This window comes from Nocardiopsis prasina DSM 43845 (assembly GCF_000341265.1).
Taxonomy (GTDB): domain Bacteria; phylum Actinomycetota; class Actinomycetes; order Streptosporangiales; family Streptosporangiaceae; genus Nocardiopsis; species Nocardiopsis prasina.
The window spans coordinates 26,883-45,523 of record NZ_ANAE01000194.1; the positions used below are offsets into that span (position 1 = coordinate 26,883).

The window sequence follows — 18,641 nt, forward strand, 5'->3', positions numbered from 1 at the left end:
CACGACGACGGAGCCCGCCCCTCACGTGAGGGGCGGGCTCCGTCGTGTTCGGCCCTACAGGTAGGGGCCGGACCCCATGTGCGGGTGGTCCTCCTGCGACTCCGCGCCGGGGCCCTGGGCCTGGAGCCCGGACACCCCCGGCGGAAGCGCCTTGCGCATGTTCTCCAGCTGCGCCCGGGCCGCCATCTGCTGGGCGAACAGGGTGGTCTGGATACCGTGGAAGAGCCCCTCCAGCCAGCCCACCAGCTGGGCCTGGGCGATCCTCAGCTCGGCGTCGCTGGGCGCCGCGCCCTCGGCGAACGGCAGGGTCAGCCGCTCCAGCTCCTCGATGAGTTCGGGTGCGAGCCCGTCCTCCAGCTCCTTGATCGAGGAGGTGTGGATCTCCTTCAGCCGGGTGCGGCTGGCCTCGTCCAGCGGGGCCGCCTTCACCTCGTCGAGGAGCTGGCGGATCATGCTGCCGATCCGCATCACCTTGGCGGGCTGCTCCACCATGTCCGCGAGGGTGCGCGGCTCCCCGGAGCCGTCCTCGTCGCCGTTCCCGTGGCTGTCGTCGGTTCCGACCACCAGGACCTGCGGTTCCTTCTGGTCGTCTGCGTTGCTCATCGATCCCCTAGTTCGGCTGTGTCCGGCACGCTGTCAACGGGTGAGAAGGATCTTGCCTGTGTGCGCGCTCGATTCCAACACGCGGTGGGCCTCCGCCGCGTCCTCGATCGACAGTTCGCGGTCCACGACGGGGCGGATGGTTCCTTCCTCTACCAACGGCCAAACCTCCTCCAGTACTCCCGAGACGATGGCCGCCTTCTCCTCGGCCGGCCGGGAGCGCAGCGTGGTGGCCTGCACCGAGAGACGTTTGACCAGCATGCGACCGAGGTCGATCTCGGAGGCGCCGCCGCCCATCAGCCCGATGATCACGAGGCGTCCGTTGGTGGCCAGTGAGCGCAGGTTCGCGTCCAGGTAGGAGCCGCCCATGATGTCGAGGATCAGGTCCGCGCCGCCCTCGGCCCGCAGGACCTCGGTGAAGTTCCCGGTGCGGTAGTTCACGGTGATCTCGGCGCCCAGTTCACGGCAGCGCTCCAGCTTCTCCTCGCTGCCCGCGGTGACCGCCACACGGGCGCCCAGGGCCTTCGCGAACTGGACGGCGAACGTGCCCACGCCGCTGCCGCCGCCGTGGACGAGGACGGTCTGCCCGGCACGAAGCCCGCCCACCATCACGAGGTTGGACCACACGGTGCAGGCCACCTCGGGCAGTGCCGCCGCGTCGGTCAGACTCACCCCGCGTGGCACCGGCAGGAGCTGGCCGACCGGGACGGCGACCCTCTCGGCGTACCCGCCGCCGGTCAGCAGGGCGCACACCCGGTCACCGACGGACCAGCCGGTCCCGTCCGTGCCGGGGCCGAGCTCGGCGATGGTGCCCGAGCACTCCAGGCCCGGGTACTCGGAGCCGCCGGGGGGCGGGGGGTAGACACCCTGGCGTTGGGCGACGTCCGCGCGGTTGACCGCGGTGGCCGCCACGTCCACCAGGACCTCGCCCTCCCGGACGACGGGATCGGGGACCTCGGACCAGGCCAGGACGTCGGGGCCGCCGGGTTCGGTGATTGTGATCGCGTGCATGGGGCCGACAGTACCCAGAGACGCGACCGAAGGGGAGGAGGGTTCCGCGCTGGAAGGGGGATCACTCTGTTCAGGGCGTCGAGGGGGATGCTTTTCTTGTTCAGCGCGGGTATGAGAACCCCGAGGGCCCCACCCCGGCAACCCCGACAGGGCCCTTCCTCCACAGCACATCCCCTCGACGCAGGAGAGCCCCGGTGGCACAGCAGGAACAGAACGGGTCAGGAGCCGAGCCGGAGCCGCACGAGCGCACGGAGTCGATCCGGCGCCGGACGGATGACGACGCGGCTGACTTCGCGGAGGAGGTCGAGGGCGCACCGGGTCCGTCCGCACCCACCCCCAGGGAACAGTGGTTCGGCGGGGTCGGGGGGGGGGNGCCGTACGCGCGCCTGCCCGAGGACACCCCGCCCCCGACCCCCGGTACCGCCTTCCGGGCACCGGCGCCGGAAGGGGGAGGGGACGACACCCCGGACGAGCCCGAGGAGCTGCCGAGCAACACGGTCCGGCTGCTGCCCGGCGCCCGGAACCGGCCGCCTTCAGGCCCGTGGCAGGAGGAGCGCCGTCCCCAGCGACCCCAGCGCCTCGGAGGTCCGGCGGGCGAGGAGAGGGACCCGCTGGCCCCGCGCAGGACGCCCGGCGACTCCGACGTCCCCGAGCCCGAACAGCTGCCGCCGCTGGAGGCCGAGCGCCCCGAACCCGCGGAACAGGAGCGCCCGGGTCCGTCGCCCTGGGCCGCCGGTCCCGGTCCCCTACCGCCCTCGCCGCCCGGCGCCGGGCAGGACCCCGGGTTCGCTGGTGCGGGTCGCACGGAGAACGCGGGCATCCAGAACCCCTGGGGCCTGCCCGGGCTCGGGGCGGCCTCCGTGGAACGCGCGGAGCCGCTGCCGGAACGCCCCGCGCCGCCCGCGTCCCTGACCGGCCCCCGCGACACCGGCCCCGGCAGCGGGCTGGGACCCGGCCCCAACCCCTGGAGCGGGAGCCAGGCGCCGGCCCGACCGCCCGCGCCCCACACCGACCAGGGGGAGACCTCCGACTCCCTCAGCGCGGCCACCCTCGTCCGCAACCGGCGCTACGGCCCCAGCAGCGGCTGGCGCAAGGCCGTGCACAACGCCAGCCTCGGCCTGATCAACCCGGGGGAGTCGCCCAAGGTGCTGCGTGAACGCGAGCTGGTCGCCCGCGCCTGCACCCCGGTCGCGTCCGGGCACCACAGGGTGGCGGTCCTCAGCCTCAAGGGCGGCGTCGGCAAGACCACCACCACGGTCGCCCTGGGCGCCACCCTGGCCTCCCTGCGCGGGGACCGGGTCCTCGCCGTGGACGCCAACCCCGACCGCGGCACGCTCTCGGACAAGGTGCGCCTGGAGACCGCGGCCACCATCCGGGACCTGCTCAACGAACGCCACCTGGTGTCGCGCTACGCCGACATCCGCGGCTTCACCTCCCAGGCGCCCAGCCGACTGGAGATCCTCGCCTCCGACCGCGACCCGGCGGTCTCCGAGGCGTTCAGCGACGCCGACTACCGCGAGGTGGCCCGGATCGTCGAGCACTTCTACTCCATCTGCATCACCGACTGCGGCACCGGACTCCTGCACGCCGCGATGCGCGGGGTGCTCGGCCTGGCCGACCAGGTGGTGCTGGTCAGCTCGGCCTCCGTGGACGGCGCGCGCAGCGCCAGCGCCACCCTCGACTGGCTGGACGCGCACGGCCACGGAGACCTCGTACGCGGCGCCGCCGTGGTGCTGTCCATGGTCCGCTCCAACAGCAAGAGCAGCGTGGACCTCAACCGACTGGAGGACCACTTCGCGGGACGCTGCCGGTCCGTCGTGCGCGTGCCCTGGGACGGACACCTGGAAGAGGGAGCCGAGGTCGACCTGGAACAGCTCGCCCCCGCGACCAGGGACGCGTACCTGCAACTGGCGGCGAGCGTGGGGGAGGCCTTCGCACGCTGACGGGAGACGCGCGGGCCCTCCCTCGCGGGTTTCCCGCCGACCGGTCCCGACAATGAACAGTGAGGGGAAGAGGTGGACATGAACGCACAGGAACGCCCGCCAGCGGTCATTGCGGGGGTGGACGGCTCACCCATCGCCCGCGCGGCGCTGGCCTGGGCGACCGACACCGCCGCCAGATACGGGCGACAGCTCAGGATCGTGCACGGCCTCGGCCTGCCGACGGTGACGGGGACCTTCGTCGACTCCGCGACGGAGCGGTACGAAGCCGGGGAGGCTGCCCGGGAGGCCGGGCACGCGCTGCTCGCCGAGAGCGCCGAGTACGCCCGGAGCGCCCGACCCGACCTGGACGTGGCCACCGCGCTCTCCCCGGAGGAGGCCCCGGCGGTCCTGCTCAACGAGGCCCGACACGGCGACGTCATCGTCGTCGGTTCCCGAGGGCTGGGCGCGGTTCGGGCGATCATGCTCGGCTCGGTGAGCCAGCACACCTCCTCCCACGCCCCCTGCCCGGTGGTGGTCGTCCCGGAACCGGCCCCGGAGCGCCCGCGGAACACGGTGGTGGTCGGGGTGGACGGCTCGGAGTCCTCACGCCGGGCGCTGCGCTTCGCCCTGGAGCACGCGCTGGCCACGGACGCCGAGGTCGTGGTGGTCAACAGCTGGGAGGTGCCGCTCCCGGAGGATCCGGACTCTCTCTCGGCCGACACCCAGTCACTGCACGAGGAGATGTTCGACCGCCAGTCCGAGGAGGTGGTCGCCGGGGTGCTGGCGGAGGTGATCGACGACCGGACCCAGGCAGTGGAGATCAGCGCCGTGCGGATGCAGGCCGACCCGGTGGACGCCCTCCTCGAGGCCGGTGGGCGGGCCGACCTCATCGTGGTGGGCTCCCGTGGGCGCGGAGGTGTGCGGGGCCTGGTCATGGGCTCCACCAGCCAGGGGGTGCTGAGCCGGGCGCGCGGCCCCGTGGCGGTGCTGCCGCCGCACTCCGACGAGGAGGACTGACACAGACGGGCCCGTTTTCCCTGTGCCGTTCACGTGTGTTCGTGCTGGACTCGGTGATGATGATGGGTAGAGGGAGAACTCGTCTCAAGGGGGAACCATGTCAGGCGAACGACAACGTCCCAGCAGGGTGGTTGTGGGCGCGGACGGATCGGACCACTCGCGGGCGGCCCTCGAATGGGCGGCGGCCGAGGCCGCGCGCCGGGACGTCGAGCTGCACGTCGTGTACGCACTCGGGATGCCACTGATCGTGTCCGCCTACGGGGGACCGACCCGCTTCGAGCCTTCCGACGAGATCTCGGGGCAGGCCACCACGATCCTCTCTGAGGCCATCGACCTGGTCCGCAAGGAACACCCGTCCGTGAGGGTGGAGACGTTCACGGCTCTGGAGGAACCGCCGTTGGCGTTGATCCGGGACAGCCACCCGCACGACCTCATCGTGCTGGGTACCCGCGGCCTCGGGGCGTTCGCCTCGATGTTCGTGGGCTCCGTGAGCGTCCGGGTGTCCGCGCAGGCCCCGTGCCCCGTCGTGGTGGTCCCCTCCGGGCCCAAGGGGAAGCCCGCGACCACGAAGCTGGACCGGATCGTCGTGGGTGTCGACGGGTCGAACCCCTCCCGGCGCGCCCTCGGCCTCGCCGTGAACCTGGCGGCCGAGACCGACGGTGAGCTGGTCGTGGTCAACAGCTGGGAGGTCCCCTACCCGTACGACCCGATCGCGATGACGGCGGCGGGCCACCAGCCGCAGGAGAACATCTTCGAGAGGCAGTCCGAGGAGCTCGTCGCCGAGCTGCTGGCCGAGGCCATGGACGAGCAGCGCGAGGACGTGAACATCGAGGTCACCGTGGTGCGGACCCAGTCAGGGCCCGTCGACGCGATCCTGGAGGCCGCCGAGGGGGCCGACGCCATCGTCGTGGGGTCCCGTGGCCGCGGCACCATCCGAGGTTTGCTCCTGGGCTCGGTGAGCCAGGGCGTGCTGCACCACGCGAAGATCCCCGTGGTGGTGCTGCCCAAGCACGCCGACGAGGAGAACTAGCGAAGGGGCGGCCCGAGGACCGCCCCGTGCCTAGCTCCCCAGCTCCGACCTGCTGCGGGATCCGCCGCTGGCCAGGACCCAGACGCCGCTCACCACGAACGGCGCCAGGACGAAGAAGTAGACGGTCCACGACCCTCCGAGGGTGGGGACCAGCACCGCCAGGGCGCCGGCCGCGAAGACGATCCCGAGGGTGATCCACAGGACCTTCTGTCTCCAGGGGGCTTTTCCGATCGTCCTCACCTCGAACTTCCGTGGATGGCTGCGGACCAGTGTCGAACCGGTCACTCTCCGGCATACCGAACCAGAAGCGCGTCAAACCCCCAGTGGCGATCTGTCGACAAAGCGACAGGTCCCAGCCGCGACCATCGGGTGCTCGATCGCTCGCTTCCCTCAGGCCTTCCGGTGTGAGCCTGTTCGAGGGGTCTTCGGAGGGTCGTCGTGCCGGAAGCGGTGCATGTAGCCGACGCCCGTCACCGTGAAGCAAGGACCGCGCTGACAGCCGTCCGCCTCGGCAGGACTTCCCGATGCCCTCCCGTCATCGTTCGTCCGTCTCCCGCGCTTCCGGGGCTATCGCTCTCTTGACGACCAGGGGAGCGCCGGTACCGCACACGACACCGACGATCGTTCCAATGACCCACGGTGGTGGGGAGAACATCCAGCCGATCAGGACGCCGATGGTGACAGCCACCGCCACGAGAAGCGCCATCGAAGCTCCCGGCGAGGTGAGCCAGCGGGGGAGATCGGTCATCTGAGTCCTTGGGGACCGGGGGCGGCCGCTACTCCGGGTTTACCGCGCCCGAAACCGGTCAAACGCGGACCAGGTCGGCGGCAGGTCTGACCAGCTGAGCACCTGGGGCTCTGGAACTAGGAACGACGAAGGCCGGTGGCCCTGGTCCCGCGCGGACCCGGATCACCGGCCTTCTCTTCTGCGGAGGGTATGGGATTTGAACCCATGAAGCCCCGTCAAGGACTTGGTGCTTTTCAAGAGCACTGCACTCGGCCGCTATGCGAACCCTCCTTGGGAGAGGAGTCCTCTCCGCCAGACATGGTAGCCCACGGCGGGGGCGGCTTCGCGGGAGTATTCGGGCTTGGTTGGGGGTGGCGCTCTCGGGTTACTCGTGAGTAACCTTGGGGGTATGCAGAAAATGGACGCCGAGACGGCGGAGATGGTCAAGTCCGGGTTCCTGGCCTCGGTTCCCTTCGCGCGCACGCTGGGCGTGACCTTCAGCGACCTCGACTACGGGCGCGCCACCATGCGGCTGCCCGACAACGCCGACCACCACAACCACGTGGGCGGCCCGCACGCGGGCGCCATGTTCACGCTGGCCGAGTCTGCCTCGGGTGCCATCGTGATCGGCACCTTCGGTGACCAGCTGGAGCGCGCGGTCCCGCTGGCCGTCAGCGCCGAGATCCGCTACCTCAAGCTCGCCATGGGCGACGTGACCGCCGAGGCCACGCTGGGCCGCTCGCGGGACGAGGTCCTCGCCGAACTGGACGAGGGCAAGCGTCCCGAGTTCCCGGTGGAGATCGAACTGCGCACGGACGACGGCACCGTCACGGGCCGGATGACCGTGGTGTGGACCCTGCGTCCGAACCGGAAGTAGCCATCCGTCGAGTGTCGGTGCCGCTGGGTACGTTGGCCGCAAGCAACGACCGGGAGGCGCAGTGAGAGTACGTGTGGACCGCGACGCGTTCGCGGAGGCGGTCGCGTGGACCGCCAGGGCCCTGCCGACCCGGCACGCGGTCCCCGTGCTCGCCGGGATGCGCCTGGAGGTCGCGCCGGACGGCAGTGCCCTGCACATGTCCGGCTTCGACTACGAGGTCTCCACCCGGGCCTCCGTGGAGGTCCTCTCGGAGGAGACCGGCGCCGCGTTGGTGCCCGGGAGACTGTTGGCCGAGATCGTCAACAACCTTCCCTCGGGCACGGTGCGCCTTGAGACCGACGGGGCCAGATTGCTGGTCAGCGCCGGTGCGGCCAGGTTCACCCTGATCACCATGCCGCTGGAGGACTACCCGAGCCTGCCCGGGATGCCCGGGCGGATCGGCTCCGTGCCCGCCGACGCGTTCACCGCGGCGGTTCGCCAGGTCACCCCGGCGGCGAGTCGGGACGACACCCTGCCGATGCTCACCGGTGCCTACCTGGACTTCACCGGCGACCAGCTGAGTGTCGTGGCCACCGACCGCTACCGCATCGCGGTGCGTGAACTCTGGTGGCGGCCGGAGGACGCCGAGGTCGACGCCGCCGCACTGGTGCCCGCGCGCACCCTGGCCAACACGGTCCGGGGTCTGATCAACCAGAGCAACGTGGACATCGCCCTGTCCACCGGGGCCGGTCCCGCCGAGGGCATGGTCGGGTTCGAGAACGGTGAGCGCCGGACCACCACCCGGTTGATCGACAGCGACTTCGTCAAGTACGCCTCCTGGTTCCCCACCGACTTCGCCGCGCGGGCCGAGGTGCCCGTCGCGCCGCTGCTGGAGGCGGTCAAGCGGGTCGCGTTGGTGGCGGACCGAAACACGCCGCTGCGGCTCGCCTTCACTGAGCGTGAGGTCGTACTCGAGGCGGGTTCGGGTGACGACGCCCAGGCCGTGGAGGCCCTGGAGGTCGGCTTCGAGGGGGACCCGATCCGGCTGGCCTTCCGGCCCGACTACCTGACGGACGGGCTCAACGGGGTGGAGACCGACACCGCCCACCTGCACCTCACCGAGCCGACCAAACCCGCGGTGTTCACGGATGTTCCGGCCAAGGAGGGCGAGAGTCCCGCTTTCCGCTACCTGGTACAACCGCTTCGGGTTAGTTGACCAGGGGTTTTGGTGTTCTTGGGAAAGTTCTCCACAGGACTGTCCACAGGTTATCCACAGGCTGCTCCCCCAGCCTGTGGATAACCCCGGGTGATCGGCCCCCTCCGGGGCCTGAACGGCCTCTTGAATCGGCTCGTATTTCCTATGTGACATGGGAAAACGGTGAGCCTGTGGATTCTCTGCACACCCTGTGGATAACTCGGGGTGAGGAGCTATTCGCCCTCGGCCAGAGAGGACGTCCGTCCGCTGGTCACCGGGGTGTCCAGACCCAGCTCTGCCTGGCGTCCGCGCCGGTAGCCGGCGCGGTATCCGGCGGCGCTGTGGGTGCGCTCGGGGCGGTGTTTACGCAACTGTGGGAATTGCTTGTGGAACTCTTCGTTCACCCGGTTCACGTCGTCCCGCAGAACCAACTCCGCACCACGCACTGAACCGTTCTCGCCGTCACCCTCAGTGACGCCTGGTTCTCCGTCGTGAGCGGCCATTTCCTGGAGTCGCGCCCGGAACTCGCGAATGCGTTCGGCCACCGCCTGGCCGTAGGCGCGAACGAACGACCGGTAGTAGCGCTTGCGCTCGGTCTCCAGTTCGGAGCGGGTGTAGTTGCGGAGTTCCCGGATGTCGGCCACGTGCGAGGAACTCATGAACCTGGCCGAGGCCTCCATCTGCATGGAGATCGACGGCATCAGCATCCGCAGCGCGTCCAGGGCGCTGACCGTCCCCACCAGGATGATGGTCCGTTCGGTGTTCTCGGAGTTGTTCCCGCGCACCGCCGACTGGCACCCGTAGGCGGCGGCGATGTCGGCGAGGGCTCTGACCCGGGCCTTGCCGTGACCCCCCACCCCCGGGACCGTGTAGTCCATGCGGCTGATCGCGTCCGGTTCCTCGCCCCTCTCGGCGCGGGCCTCGGCCTCGGCGATCGCGTGGCGGGTCATCAGCTCGGCGGCCTTGGCGGTGAACGCCTGGCTCTCGGCATCAGTGACCGCGGGGTCCTCCGCCATGCGAAGGAGCCCGCGGACCCGCTCGACCATCTTCTGACGAGCAGCTTCAGTCATCGGCGCCGGTTGTCTCCCGTAGGTGAGGTGTGGTCCATCCGCTCCTTGGCGGAAAACATCGAGCCTAGGCCCTTCTGTTCCCCTCCACCATCACGGCGGCGCCGAACGACCCCGGTGTGCGCCTACTTCTTGTCGCCCGCGACCATGGCCACGACGCCGATGATGAGCCACAGGGCCAGCCCCACACCGAGACCCGCCCAGAGCCCGCCGAACAGGCCGCCGATGATGGCGAAGTCGGTGATCACGGACACGATGTAGCTCACCACGGCGGTGGCGCCACCGCCGAGGATCGCCGGGGCGCTCGCGTAGCGGAACGGATAGGCGGCGGCCCAGCGGCGGCCGCGGCGGTCGCCCTTCTTGCTCAGCACGCCGCCGACCCCGCCGATCAGGGCGAAGAAGAAGATTCCGGTGGTCACGGCGGCCGGGATGCCGGCCAGTCCGAAGTTGGCGAGGAAGGAGAGGGCACCGGCCACGGTGCCGCCAACGACGGACGCCCCCCACGGCCAGATCATCGTCGCCGAGGCGACGGGAGTGAATGCGTTACCGCGCTCCAGCGTCATGTTCACAGCTCCAGTCGAATCGCGTGGCGCCCACTCTTCGCAGGGCCGTCCCCTCCAGCATGCGGGGTCGGGGCGGTCAAGCACATCAGGGCCCGTCCCTGACTTACCCCCGAGACGGTGCCTTGGCACCTGGCGCGCGGGGGAAGCCGACACGAATCATCATCCCAGAACCGTGTGGTCGCCGCCTCTGCCGAGTCCAACGATCGACGGGGCCCGGAAGTGCCCGTTCCGCAGAGGTTGTCGTCCTCACGGTTCCGACCTGGGGTGTCAGTGTCCGCGCGGGTGTGCGGCGTCCTCGCGGAGCCCCCGGAACGGGTCTCCTCGGAGGACACGCCCCCGCTCGCCGGGACTCCTCAGGACCCGGATCCGCCTTCGGAGAGAGGATGGATCCATGTCGACCGTCCATGAGAACTACCGTGCCGCCGCTCGGCCCCTCGGCGAGCTCCTGCGCACCGTGCCGAGCGACCGGTGGTCCGCCCCCTCGCCCTGCGAGGGGTGGTCCGCCGCAGACGTCGTACGCCACCTGATCGGAACCCAGAGGTCGTTTCTCGAGGGCGTGGGGGTCGCACTCCCGGCCGTCCCCGACGTGGACGACGATCCGGCCGAGGCCTGGACCGTCCACGAGAGGGGGATGCTCGACCTGCTCTCGGATCCCGAGGTCGCCGAGAGATCCTACGAGGGCATGTTCGGCACGACCACCGTCACCCGGACCCTCGACACCTACTACGTGTTCGACATGATCGCGCACCGGTGGGACGTCGCCCGGGCCGTCGGCGGGGACACCGAGCTCACCGAGGCGGAGGTCGACCGTCTGGAGGCGGCTCTGGAGTCCTTTGGCGAGCACGCGTACATGGAGGGGGTGTTCGTGCGCGGCCCCGAGGCGCCGCCCGGGGCCTCCCGACAGGAGCGCGTCCTCGCCAGGATGGGCCGGGGCGTGTAGCCGGACAGAGGGGCCTCGGGGCAGGCGGGACTCCCCGGTCCCGTTCGGGCGTCGACGTGAACGTGGTCTCCTCCGTGGGGTGTGGGGCAACACCGCGTCCCCGGGCTCGTCCACGGTCGATCGGTGGCCACGACTGGGAGTGGCGTGGCTGTGGGCACATCGGGCCCCCGCGCCCGTCTCCGCCTGGCGGAGAGGGACCTCCCCACCAGGCGGAGACGGGCCGGTCGGTGCCGGCCACGCCACGCCGTCGCGCGGCGCCGCGATGCGTTTGGGGCGTTTGGGTCGGCCGCAGGGGTTGGAGCGGCCGGTGAGGCACGGGGGCACCGCCCCCGACCCCGCCTACGCCGTCGCGGCCCGCAGGTCGGCGCTCAGGTGCGGCCAGGCGGAACGGAAGGCGGGCAGCAGTGGGAGGTCCTCGGCGCTGTCCACCCGGACCCACCGGATCTCCTTGCTCTCCGAGTTCCCCGGGCGGAACGGGGTGAGGGCGGGAATCCGCAGCAGGAACGTGTCGTAGCGCCACACGGACAGGTCCTGCTCGTGGGAGCCCAGGACCGTGTACTGCCCGAGGTCACCGGACACCTCCTCGCTGAACTCGCGCACGGCCGCCTCGAGTGGGGTCTCGTCCCGGTTGCGGGCCCCGCCGGGGATGCCCCAGGTCCCGCCCATGTGCGTCCAGCCCGCACGGTGCTGGAGCAGGACGTGACCGGACCCGGCCGCGTCGGTGGCGTACAACAGCAACCCGGCCGCGCCGTACCGACCCCACCTGCGGGATCCGTCGGCCAGGTCCACCCAGCCGTTTCCGTCGCCCTCCTGCATCAAGCCCTCCAACCAGAGCTGTCGTTCGTGTCACGATCAGGGGTCCTCGGCCCACGGCCCTGTGGACAACCGGATCCACGGAGATCATTCCCGCTCATCTCTTGAACCTATGGCCCGCTCGACCTCTTCCGCAGCCTCTCTGCTCGTGTACGCCCCCGGCCTCGTCAGAAGCCACGGAGTTCTCCCGCTGTGCGTCCACACCGCCGGAATGCTCACCCACACGCCGCTCATGCGCGGGCTGGTCGCCTTCACCGACGGTCAACCCCACCCCTTCCCCTGCCGGGCTCGGTCTCACCCCCCTCGTCACCCTGACCACCTTCGTCGTCATGTTCCAGCTGCTCAGGCCGGGGCCGATGACGGACGTCGGAGCGGGGGCGGAGGTCGTCCGCGCAGGCGGGTCGGGCCGTGAACCGGGGTGGACGCCCCGACCCCCCAAGGCGCCCCGAACGTGACCGAAAGAGGGCACTGCGAACGTCCCGGCTCGCGGAAGGATTCCGGTGCTCGGAACCGTGACGGGTGAGGGTTCGAGGGGGTAAGGAAGGGTCGGAAATGTTCGCGGGATCCCCTGTGGGGGTAGGAACGCCCCTTGGTGTGAGACTGTTCCCCGCCGCCGTTCGTATTTCGGAAAGCCGCCTCCACTCCCCAGCCACCTTCGAGAGGTGTCGAGAATCCGGTGATTCGTGTTCGCGCGGTGACGGGAAGCGGTGGGGCGCCCCTGGGGAGTTCGCTGCGGTGCGAGAAGCGAACAACGGGTAGCGGCGTTGTGACCTTGGGTTTTCCGTTCGGGATTGAAAGCCGGTTGAAAGCGGAGCGGAAGAGGATCTCTCTAGTGTGGTGCACGTTCGTCGGATCGGTAGCTGCGTGAGGACGGCTCGCAGCTTCCCAGTGCGTCCGGCGTCCGTCGGACACATGCCATCCGTGGCGTAGCTGAGGCGGCAGCGCCACGGGTGGCGGCTCCGTCGGAAGGCGGTGCCCCTTGATGCTTCGTAGACGACGTAGGGCGACTCTCAGGCTCTACGCGAGTGCCGTACGCAAAGGAGTCCGAGTGCCCGAGATGCTCACAGTCAACGAGCAGTTCGACGCGATCGTCGGCGGTGTCGAGATCACGGCGAGAATTGATCCCTTCCAGGAGCCCGCTCCGAAGGAGAGCCTCCCCGCCGAGCGGGAGGACAAGCCCGAGGAGAAGAAGGAAGAGAAGTAGCCAGATTCCTTTCGGGGGCGCCGCACCGAGTGCTGTAGAAGAGGGGGGCACTCGGCGTGGACGGACCCGACTCCAGGCGCCGCTGCTCCGGGTCCCAGGTAAGAGGGTTGCTCGGTGTGAGCGGCTCCGACGCACACCGAATTCCACAAGTCGAGCTTGCTAGGGTTGCTCCTTGTGGAATTCGGCGTGCTTGGCCCCATTGCCGCGTGGTCCGAAGGACGGCCCCTGCCTGTCGGTGGACCACGCCAGCGGTGTGTTCTGGGCGCGCTGCTCGTGTACGCGGGGCGTGAGGTCACCTTTGACCAGCTGATCAGCTACCTCTGGAGCGACGATCCACCGCGGACCGCCCGCTCGGTCATCCAGGTCCAGATCTCCCACCTGCGCCGCGAGTTCCCCGGGATGATCAGCACCACCTCCGGTGGTTACCTGGCCGACGTCGACCCGGGCCGCGTCGACCTGCACCGGTTCCGGCGCCTGCGTGACAGCGCCGACCCCGCCGACCCGGAGACCGCTCTCGAGCGCCTCTCCGAGGCGCTGGAGTGCTGGCGCGGGGTCCCCTTCTCCGGGGTCGGGGCCGAACACCTCTACTACTCGGTGGTCTCCCCGCTCCTGGAGGAGCGCTGGGCGGCGGTGGCCGAGTGGGCCTCCTGCGCTCTCTCACTGGGCCGTGCCAGCGAAGTGGTCTCCTACCTCACCCCGATCGTGCGGGAGGAGACGCTCCGGGAACGGCTGCACCACCTCTTCGTCTCCGCCCTCTGGCACAGCGGTGAACGGGCGGCGGCGTTGTCGGCCTACGAGGAGATCCGCTCCCGCCTGGCGGAGGAACTGGGAGTGGACCCGGACCCGGACCTCACGGCGCTGCACACCCAGATCCTGCGTGCGGACACACCCGAGCACACACCCGTGAAGGGACTGCCCTCACCCTTCCCCGCGGTGAAGGACCACTTCGTGGTCCGCAACGACCTCCCTCGGGACATCCAGGACTTCGCTGGACGTCGTGAGAGCCTGAACCACCTGGTCGGAGTGGGTACCTCGCAGGGCGAACGAGCCAGAGTCTGTGTGATCTCGGGCAGTGGGGGGTCCGGGAAGACCACGCTCGCCGTTCGTGCCGGACACGAACTGGTGTCCCACTTCCCGGACGGACAGCTGTTCATCGACCTGTACGGGTACACGGCCGAGAAGAGGCCCCTGGACGAGGGCGCTGCGCTGGGCGCCCTCCTGCGTGCGGTCGGCGTGCCCTTCGAGGACCTGCCCGACTCAGTGGATGAACGGTCCGCGCTCTGGCGAGCTACCCTGCGGGGCAGGCGCCTGCTGGTGATCCTGGACAACGCGGTCAGCTACGCGCAGGTCAACCCGATCCTGCCCTCGGCGGAGGGCACGCTCACACTCATCACCACCCGGAACGACCTGGCCGGTCTCAGCGGTACGGACTACGTCTCCCTCAGCATGCTGGGCGAGGAGTCGGCACTGGAACTGCTCGGAAAGGTCCTGGGGGAGGACAGGGTCCTTCGGGAGCGGGAAAAGGCCCTGAGGGTGGTTCGGATCTGCGGCGGGTTGCCCCTGGCGTTGCGGGTCGTCGCCGGGCGGATGCTCAGCAGGCCGAAGTGGTCCTTCGGACACGTCGAGCGTCGGCTGAGCGAGCAGAGCCGCCGTTTCCGCGAGCTCCAGATGGACGGCCAGGACGTCGAGGCGGCGATCGACCTCTCGTACCAGAGCCTCAACCCCGACCAGCGGCGGGCCTTCCTCCTGCTCGGGGTGCTGATCGGTACCACCGTCGACCTGCACGGGGCGGCGGCCCTGATGGACATGGAGCCGGAGGACGCGGACGACCTCCTCCAAGGGCTGGTGGGCGTCTGTCTACTGGAGGAACCGGACGGTGACGTGTACCGGTTACACGACCTCATCGGCGACTTCTCGCGTTACCGGGGGTCGTCCGACCTGAGCTCCGGTGAGGCCGACGAGGCAAGGGCGAGGCTGGCCAACCAGTACATGTCCGTCTCACAACGGGCGGCCGACCTGTTGGGACCACGCGCGCACGGCAGCCCGGACGAGGCGGGAGGCTCGCGGTACCACGCCGAGCTGCTTGACCGGGCCGAGGCCGAGGCCTGGTTCGACCTCCACCAGGACAACGTCGCCGACGTCATCGACTTCTACAGCGACGGGCAGAGCGTCGAGGAGGCCTGGAGGATGGCCGACGCGGTGTGGAGGTTCTACGCACAGCGCGGAAGAATGGGCCTCCTGCTCACCTCCCAGGAGAAGGCCCTCCGAGCCAGCGAGCGTCGTGGCAGTAAACGGGGCCGCGCGGTCACCCTCATCGGCATGGGAATCGCGCACTGCCTCTCCGGGCGGTTCGACAGTTCGCTCTCCTTCCTCCAGGAGGCCCGCGAACTCCTGGAGGAACTCGGTGACGAACGAGGCATCATCCGGGCTCTGGCCAACCTGGGCATGGTCTACGAACGCATGGGACGGTTCCGGGAGAGCGCCGAGTGCCTGGAAGGCGTTCTCGCCTACGCGGTGTCCCAGGGGGACAAGCAGTTGGAGGTGATGCAGCGGGCCAACCTGAGCGTGCTGCATCTGAACCTCGGGAGGTACCGGGAGGCCCTGGCACAGAGCGAGGGTGTCCTGGCCCTGGGCGCGGACGAGAGTCTGGACAACAGCCGGACCCAGGCTGCGCTGGTCGCAGGTGAGGCCAGGACGGCCCTCGGCGACCTGGAGGGCGCCTACGAGGCGCTGCGGGTCGCGGTCAGTATGGCCCAGGGCAAGAGCATGAAGGAGATGTACGCCCACAACTCCCTGGGGGCCGCCTACCGTGCGGGCGGGAGGTTCGACGAGGCCGTCGCGGAACACCGCAGGGCCCTGGAGTTGGCGGACCGGAGCGGCAACCGCAGCGCCGACGCGGAGATCCTGACGGACCTCGGGATGACCTACTCCGCCGCCGAGCAGCCCGCCAGAGCCGCGCGAACCCTGGAGAAGGCCCTGACCAGCGCGACCGAGCGCGGTGAGCGCTACACCGCGGCCAGGGCCGCACTGGCACTCGGGAGGTTGCCCGCGCCGGTGGTCGACGCCGATCGCGCCCGGTCGCTGCTCACCGACGCCCTCCAGGCCTTCGAGGAGATGGGGCTGCCCGAGGTCGACCAGGCGCGGGAAGCGCTCAAGGGCCTCTGAGCCCCTCCGCGGCGGGTCACGCTCAGCCCCTCGGACAGCCGCCGTCACCGGTCCGGCGCTTCGTCCTCTCGGACTTCGACGACTTCGACGGCTTCCAGCCGCCGTTCTTCCTCAACGACCTCAGGTACAGGGTCGAGGGCAGACTCCGGACGGCCTTCGGGAGGCGCGGGTACACCCTGCGAGTGAGGCGCATCAGGCGCTCGAAGCGACGCTGGCGCGCCTCTGACCAGGGGATGCCGAACTGCTCGCGCAGCTCCGGCTCCAACAGGCCACCGCTGAGGAACCGCTGTGTCTCACACATGGGCCACAGCAGCCGGTTGTTCGGACGGAACAGCCCCTCGGTCAGGCCCACGGCGTCCGGGCCGACCTCCAAGCGGGCGTAGGCGTTCTCCCAGTAGTCCGAGAACTCCTCGATGCTTTGGGGCCACCATTCCTGGGGTAGGCCGAGTGCGGTGGCGTACACCGAGGTCTCACGCAGGAACTGGGCGCGTTCCTCCTCGGTCAGTTCGGCCACGGTCATCTCGTACAGGCGCACCGCGCTGTGGTACAGCGTCGCACCGATCCAGAGCAGGAGTTCGGGGTCGAGGGCGTCGTAGCCCGGCCCCCGGACCTTGCGGTGCACGGCGCGCACGATCGCCTGGACGCGCTCGCGCTCCTCCGGCGTGCCCAGGGCGGTCCCGTAGACGTAGTAGAGAGTGCCGCGCAGCCGGTCGAGCGGGCGCGCCGCGAAGTCGCTGTGCTCGGCGACTCCTCGGGCGACGCTCGGGTGGGCGACCTGGAGCAGGATCGCGTAACCGGCCCCGGCGAGGATGCTGGCCTCGGTGTTGAGCCTCCGCAGAACGGGCGGGGCGTGGGATAGGTCCATGCCTGGATCGTAGGGCAGCGCCCTGCTTCGTCGCAGGTGACGCGCCCATCCTGGTATATGGGGCTTCCTCCACGTTCGTCTCGCCCGGCTTCCGGACGGCCCTCCCGGCCCACGGGAGCTCCGATCGGGCCCTAGCCGGAGCCGAGCCGACCCACGGCGCGGGCCACGTTCCGGGCCAGTCCGACACGTTCCAGGGCGTCGGTGCTGTCGACGTACTGGTCGACGGCGCCCACCGGCGGCAGACCGACGAGCGAGGGTCCTCGACCCCGGCGAGCAGGGCCTCGGTGTAGCGCGCGGCGTCCAGGACGGGGTACGGCCGCGAGTGGAAGGGGCGGGGCTCGGGGGACAGCTCCTCCGCCAACCCGGTCCGGTTCTGCCAGGCCGCGACCATCCGGCACGCCTCGGCCAGGTCGTGCTGCGGGTCGGGCGCGGAGAGCGCCCTGCGCAGTACGGGGCCCACCTCGGCCGCCTCGGGAAGCGGAGAAGGCCGACCCCAACCACTTGGAGTAGGGCGGGTAGCGGCGCGCGAGCAGCAGGCACAGGCGCATGAGGTCGCGAACCAGACGGGAGGCGACCACCCGTGCTCCGAGTTCGTCACCGGTCTCCGCACATCGTCCCACGAAAGGCTCCTCCTGGGCGATTCGCAGCCACTGACAGGCCAGCACGTACCGCCAGACGTCGGTGGGGTACCCGAGCAGGGTCCGGCGCGCGGCGGTGAGTTCCCCGACCCCGTCGTGGAACACGGCACCGGCGACCGCCCCCGCCAGCCGTTGGGTCGGGGTCGCCAGCCAGTCAGCGGTGGTCACCTCGGCGTTCGGATCGAACCCCAGCCACTCGGTGAACCAGGTGCCGGGTTCGACCACGTCGACCAGGTGCCGCCCTCCGGGGCCGTCAGTGAGCCGGTGCACCCCGGGGTCGTCGGGTACCGGTTCGTACCGCGTGGGCCAGCCGCGCACCCGTCGGGGCAGGCACTCCTCCAGGAGCGCCCGCACGCGTCCGTGGCCGTGGGAGACGAACAGTTGGAGGCGCGGCCCCCAGTCGTGGTCGGTGGAGCGGGCGGTGTCCAGGCCCAGCACCTCCGAACCCGTACCCACTCGGGCGGCGGCGTGAGGGACCCCCTGCAGAAGAGGGGCCACCCCCTCCTCGTAGAGGGCGCGCGACAACTCCAGCCCGGGCAGGAACGCCCGGTCCGCCTCAGGGGGAGGGGGTGCCGCGTGTTCCGCCGGAGAGGGCGGGGGGTGGTCGGTCATGCGCGTTCACTCCGTTCCCGTGGGCCGGGCCGCGCGGGGTCCGTGCCCTGGCCCTCGGCTCGGTCGCCACAGCGTGCCGAGGCTTCCGTGCCTGACGTCCGTGCTCCGTTCTGTCACTCACCACGGACCCCGTCCACTGCTTTTCCGACGGATCGCCCCCGCCCTCCGCACGGAAGGGGGGAAGGTGAATGTCACCTTCGGGTGAGGTCTGGTGGAACGGCGTTCGGGTCGACCACTTGGTCCAGTCCGTGAGCGGCAGACCGGTCCCGCGCGGCGATGATCATCGGCCCTGTTCGGGCTGCCGTACCTGCGGCACGACCACCAGTACCAGTGCCCGCGCCTCCGTCTCTGGGCCCTTCCACTGGTACGGGTGTCCATCCGCACCCTCTGGTAACAGGGATCTTGACGAGGGGTGA

At 70.3% G+C, this 18,641-nt stretch carries 17 protein-coding genes and 1 tRNA gene; 8 read left to right on the forward strand and 10 right to left on the reverse strand.

What is annotated here, in order from left to right; translation table 11 throughout:
• Window positions 1-54 precede the first annotated feature (54 nt).
• Complete coding sequence (locus D452_RS0123815) at window positions 55-603, reverse strand: bacterial proteasome activator family protein (protein ID WP_017546648.1); 549 nt, start codon at window positions 601-603, stop codon at window positions 55-57.
• Window positions 604-636: 33 nt separating this feature from the next.
• The gene (locus D452_RS0123820) at window positions 637-1,611 is read right to left on the reverse strand and encodes an NAD(P)H-quinone oxidoreductase (RefSeq protein ID WP_017546649.1); all 975 of its coding nucleotides are present in this window, start codon (window positions 1,609-1,611) and stop codon (window positions 637-639) included.
• A 194-nt stretch (window positions 1,612-1,805) separates the two neighbouring features.
• On the opposite strand from D452_RS0123820, the gene D452_RS29915 reads away from it, so the two are divergent.
• The 3 genes from D452_RS29915 (at window position 1,806) to D452_RS0123835 (ending at window position 5,580) form a co-directional block, all read left to right on the forward strand.
• A complete protein-coding gene (locus D452_RS29915; RefSeq protein ID WP_017546650.1) occupies window positions 1,806-3,554 on the forward strand; it encodes a MinD/ParA family ATP-binding protein in 1,749 nt (582 codons plus the stop codon).
• A 78-nt stretch (window positions 3,555-3,632) separates the two neighbouring features.
• The gene (locus D452_RS0123830; protein WP_026129627.1) at window positions 3,633-4,550 is read left to right on the forward strand and encodes a universal stress protein; all 918 of its coding nucleotides are present in this window, start codon (window positions 3,633-3,635) and stop codon (window positions 4,548-4,550) included.
• 97 nt (window positions 4,551-4,647) lie between these two features.
• Complete coding sequence (locus tag D452_RS0123835; protein WP_026129628.1) at window positions 4,648-5,580, forward strand: universal stress protein; 933 nt, start codon at window positions 4,648-4,650, stop codon at window positions 5,578-5,580.
• Window positions 5,581-5,610: 30 nt separating this feature from the next.
• Here the strand turns inward: D452_RS0123835 and D452_RS0123840 are convergent, their stop codons facing one another.
• The 3 genes from D452_RS0123840 to D452_RS0123850 form a co-directional block, all read right to left on the reverse strand.
• Window positions 5,611-5,820 (reverse strand): hypothetical protein, encoded by a 210-nt coding sequence (locus D452_RS0123840; protein ID WP_110051936.1) that lies wholly within the window; start codon window positions 5,818-5,820, stop codon window positions 5,611-5,613.
• A gap of 295 nt (window positions 5,821-6,115) precedes the next feature.
• Window positions 6,116-6,328, reverse strand: a complete 213-nt coding sequence (locus D452_RS0123845) for a hypothetical protein (RefSeq protein ID WP_017546654.1) — start codon at window positions 6,326-6,328, stop codon at window positions 6,116-6,118.
• A gap of 181 nt (window positions 6,329-6,509) precedes the next feature.
• Window positions 6,510-6,598 (reverse strand) — tRNA-Ser (locus tag D452_RS0123850).
• A gap of 127 nt (window positions 6,599-6,725) precedes the next feature.
• Here D452_RS0123850 and D452_RS0123855 point away from each other — a divergent pair.
• Window positions 6,726-7,184, forward strand: a complete 459-nt coding sequence (locus D452_RS0123855) for a DUF4442 domain-containing protein (RefSeq protein ID WP_017546655.1) — start codon at window positions 6,726-6,728, stop codon at window positions 7,182-7,184.
• 73 nt (window positions 7,185-7,257) lie between these two features.
• On the forward strand, window positions 7,258-8,379 hold the full coding sequence (gene dnaN / locus D452_RS0123860) for a DNA polymerase III subunit beta (RefSeq protein WP_017546656.1): 1,122 nt from the start codon (window positions 7,258-7,260) through the stop codon (window positions 8,377-8,379).
• A gap of 212 nt (window positions 8,380-8,591) precedes the next feature.
• Here the strand turns inward: dnaN and D452_RS0123865 are convergent, their stop codons facing one another.
• Window positions 8,592-9,404 carry a DUF2786 domain-containing protein gene (locus tag D452_RS0123865; protein WP_017546657.1) on the reverse strand — a complete coding sequence of 271 codons (813 nt, stop codon included), beginning with the start codon at window positions 9,402-9,404 and terminating at the stop codon, window positions 8,592-8,594.
• 146 nt (window positions 9,405-9,550) lie between these two features.
• Window positions 9,551-9,988 (reverse strand): hypothetical protein, encoded by a 438-nt coding sequence (locus tag D452_RS0123870; protein WP_017546658.1) that lies wholly within the window; start codon window positions 9,986-9,988, stop codon window positions 9,551-9,553.
• Window positions 9,989-10,379: 391 nt separating this feature from the next.
• On the opposite strand from D452_RS0123870, the gene D452_RS0123875 reads away from it, so the two are divergent.
• Window positions 10,380-10,928, forward strand: coding sequence for a TIGR03086 family metal-binding protein (locus D452_RS0123875; protein ID WP_017546659.1), 549 nt, complete (start codon window positions 10,380-10,382; stop codon window positions 10,926-10,928).
• A 339-nt stretch (window positions 10,929-11,267) separates the two neighbouring features.
• Here D452_RS0123875 and D452_RS0123880 read toward each other — a convergent pair whose 3' ends face one another.
• A complete protein-coding gene (locus D452_RS0123880) occupies window positions 11,268-11,744 on the reverse strand; it encodes an NUDIX hydrolase (protein ID WP_017546660.1) in 477 nt (158 codons plus the stop codon).
• A gap of 1,045 nt (window positions 11,745-12,789) precedes the next feature.
• On the opposite strand from D452_RS0123880, the gene D452_RS30955 reads away from it, so the two are divergent.
• Both D452_RS30955 and D452_RS0123890 read left to right on the forward strand, forming a co-directional pair.
• Entirely contained in the window at window positions 12,790-12,945 is a 156-nt protein-coding gene (locus D452_RS30955; protein WP_017546661.1) for a hypothetical protein, read from the forward strand.
• Window positions 12,946-13,131: 186 nt separating this feature from the next.
• Entirely contained in the window at window positions 13,132-16,110 is a 2,979-nt protein-coding gene (locus D452_RS0123890; protein ID WP_083927609.1) for an AfsR/SARP family transcriptional regulator, read from the forward strand.
• A 22-nt stretch (window positions 16,111-16,132) separates the two neighbouring features.
• Here D452_RS0123890 and D452_RS0123895 read toward each other — a convergent pair whose 3' ends face one another.
• Together D452_RS0123895 and D452_RS28875 are read right to left on the reverse strand one after the other, a co-directional pair.
• Window positions 16,133-16,975: an oxygenase MpaB family protein gene (locus D452_RS0123895; protein ID WP_017546663.1), complete on the reverse strand. Its 843-nt coding sequence runs from the start codon at window positions 16,973-16,975 to the stop codon at window positions 16,133-16,135.
• Between the two features lie 131 nt (window positions 16,976-17,106).
• Window positions 17,107-18,225 carry a DUF4037 domain-containing protein gene (locus D452_RS28875; RefSeq protein ID WP_239646439.1) on the reverse strand — a complete coding sequence of 373 codons (1,119 nt, stop codon included), beginning with the start codon at window positions 18,223-18,225 and terminating at the stop codon, window positions 17,107-17,109.
• Window positions 18,226-18,641: the final 416 nt, after the last annotated feature.

What these genes read in the sequence shown, in the direction of transcription:
- D452_RS0123880 (WP_017546660.1), bottom strand. Translation starts at nt 11,744, where the DNA reads ATGCAGGAGGGCGACGGAAACGGCTGGGTGGACCTGGCCGACGGATCC.
- D452_RS0123855 (WP_017546655.1), top strand. Translation starts at nt 6,726, where the DNA reads ATGGACGCCGAGACGGCGGAGATGGTCAAGTCCGGGTTCCTGGCCTCG.
- D452_RS0123875 (WP_017546659.1), top strand. Translation starts at nt 10,380, where the DNA reads ATGTCGACCGTCCATGAGAACTACCGTGCCGCCGCTCGGCCCCTCGGC.
- D452_RS0123835 (WP_026129628.1), top strand. Translation starts at nt 4,648, where the DNA reads ATGTCAGGCGAACGACAACGTCCCAGCAGGGTGGTTGTGGGCGCGGAC.
- D452_RS0123870 (WP_017546658.1), bottom strand. Translation starts at nt 9,988, where the DNA reads ATGACGCTGGAGCGCGGTAACGCATTCACTCCCGTCGCCTCGGCGACG.
- D452_RS28875 (WP_239646439.1), bottom strand. Translation starts at nt 18,225, where the DNA reads ATGACCGACCACCCCCCGCCCTCTCCGGCGGAACACGCGGCACCCCCT.
- D452_RS0123815 (WP_017546648.1), bottom strand. Translation starts at nt 603, where the DNA reads ATGAGCAACGCAGACGACCAGAAGGAACCGCAGGTCCTGGTGGTCGGA.
- D452_RS0123820 (WP_017546649.1), bottom strand. Translation starts at nt 1,611, where the DNA reads ATGCACGCGATCACAATCACCGAACCCGGCGGCCCCGACGTCCTGGCC.
- D452_RS0123865 (WP_017546657.1), bottom strand. Translation starts at nt 9,404, where the DNA reads ATGGTCGAGCGGGTCCGCGGGCTCCTTCGCATGGCGGAGGACCCCGCG.
- D452_RS0123895 (WP_017546663.1), bottom strand. Translation starts at nt 16,975, where the DNA reads ATGGACCTATCCCACGCCCCGCCCGTTCTGCGGAGGCTCAACACCGAG.
- D452_RS0123845 (WP_017546654.1), bottom strand. Translation starts at nt 6,328, where the DNA reads ATGACCGATCTCCCCCGCTGGCTCACCTCGCCGGGAGCTTCGATGGCG.
- D452_RS0123830 (WP_026129627.1), top strand. Translation starts at nt 3,633, where the DNA reads ATGAACGCACAGGAACGCCCGCCAGCGGTCATTGCGGGGGTGGACGGC.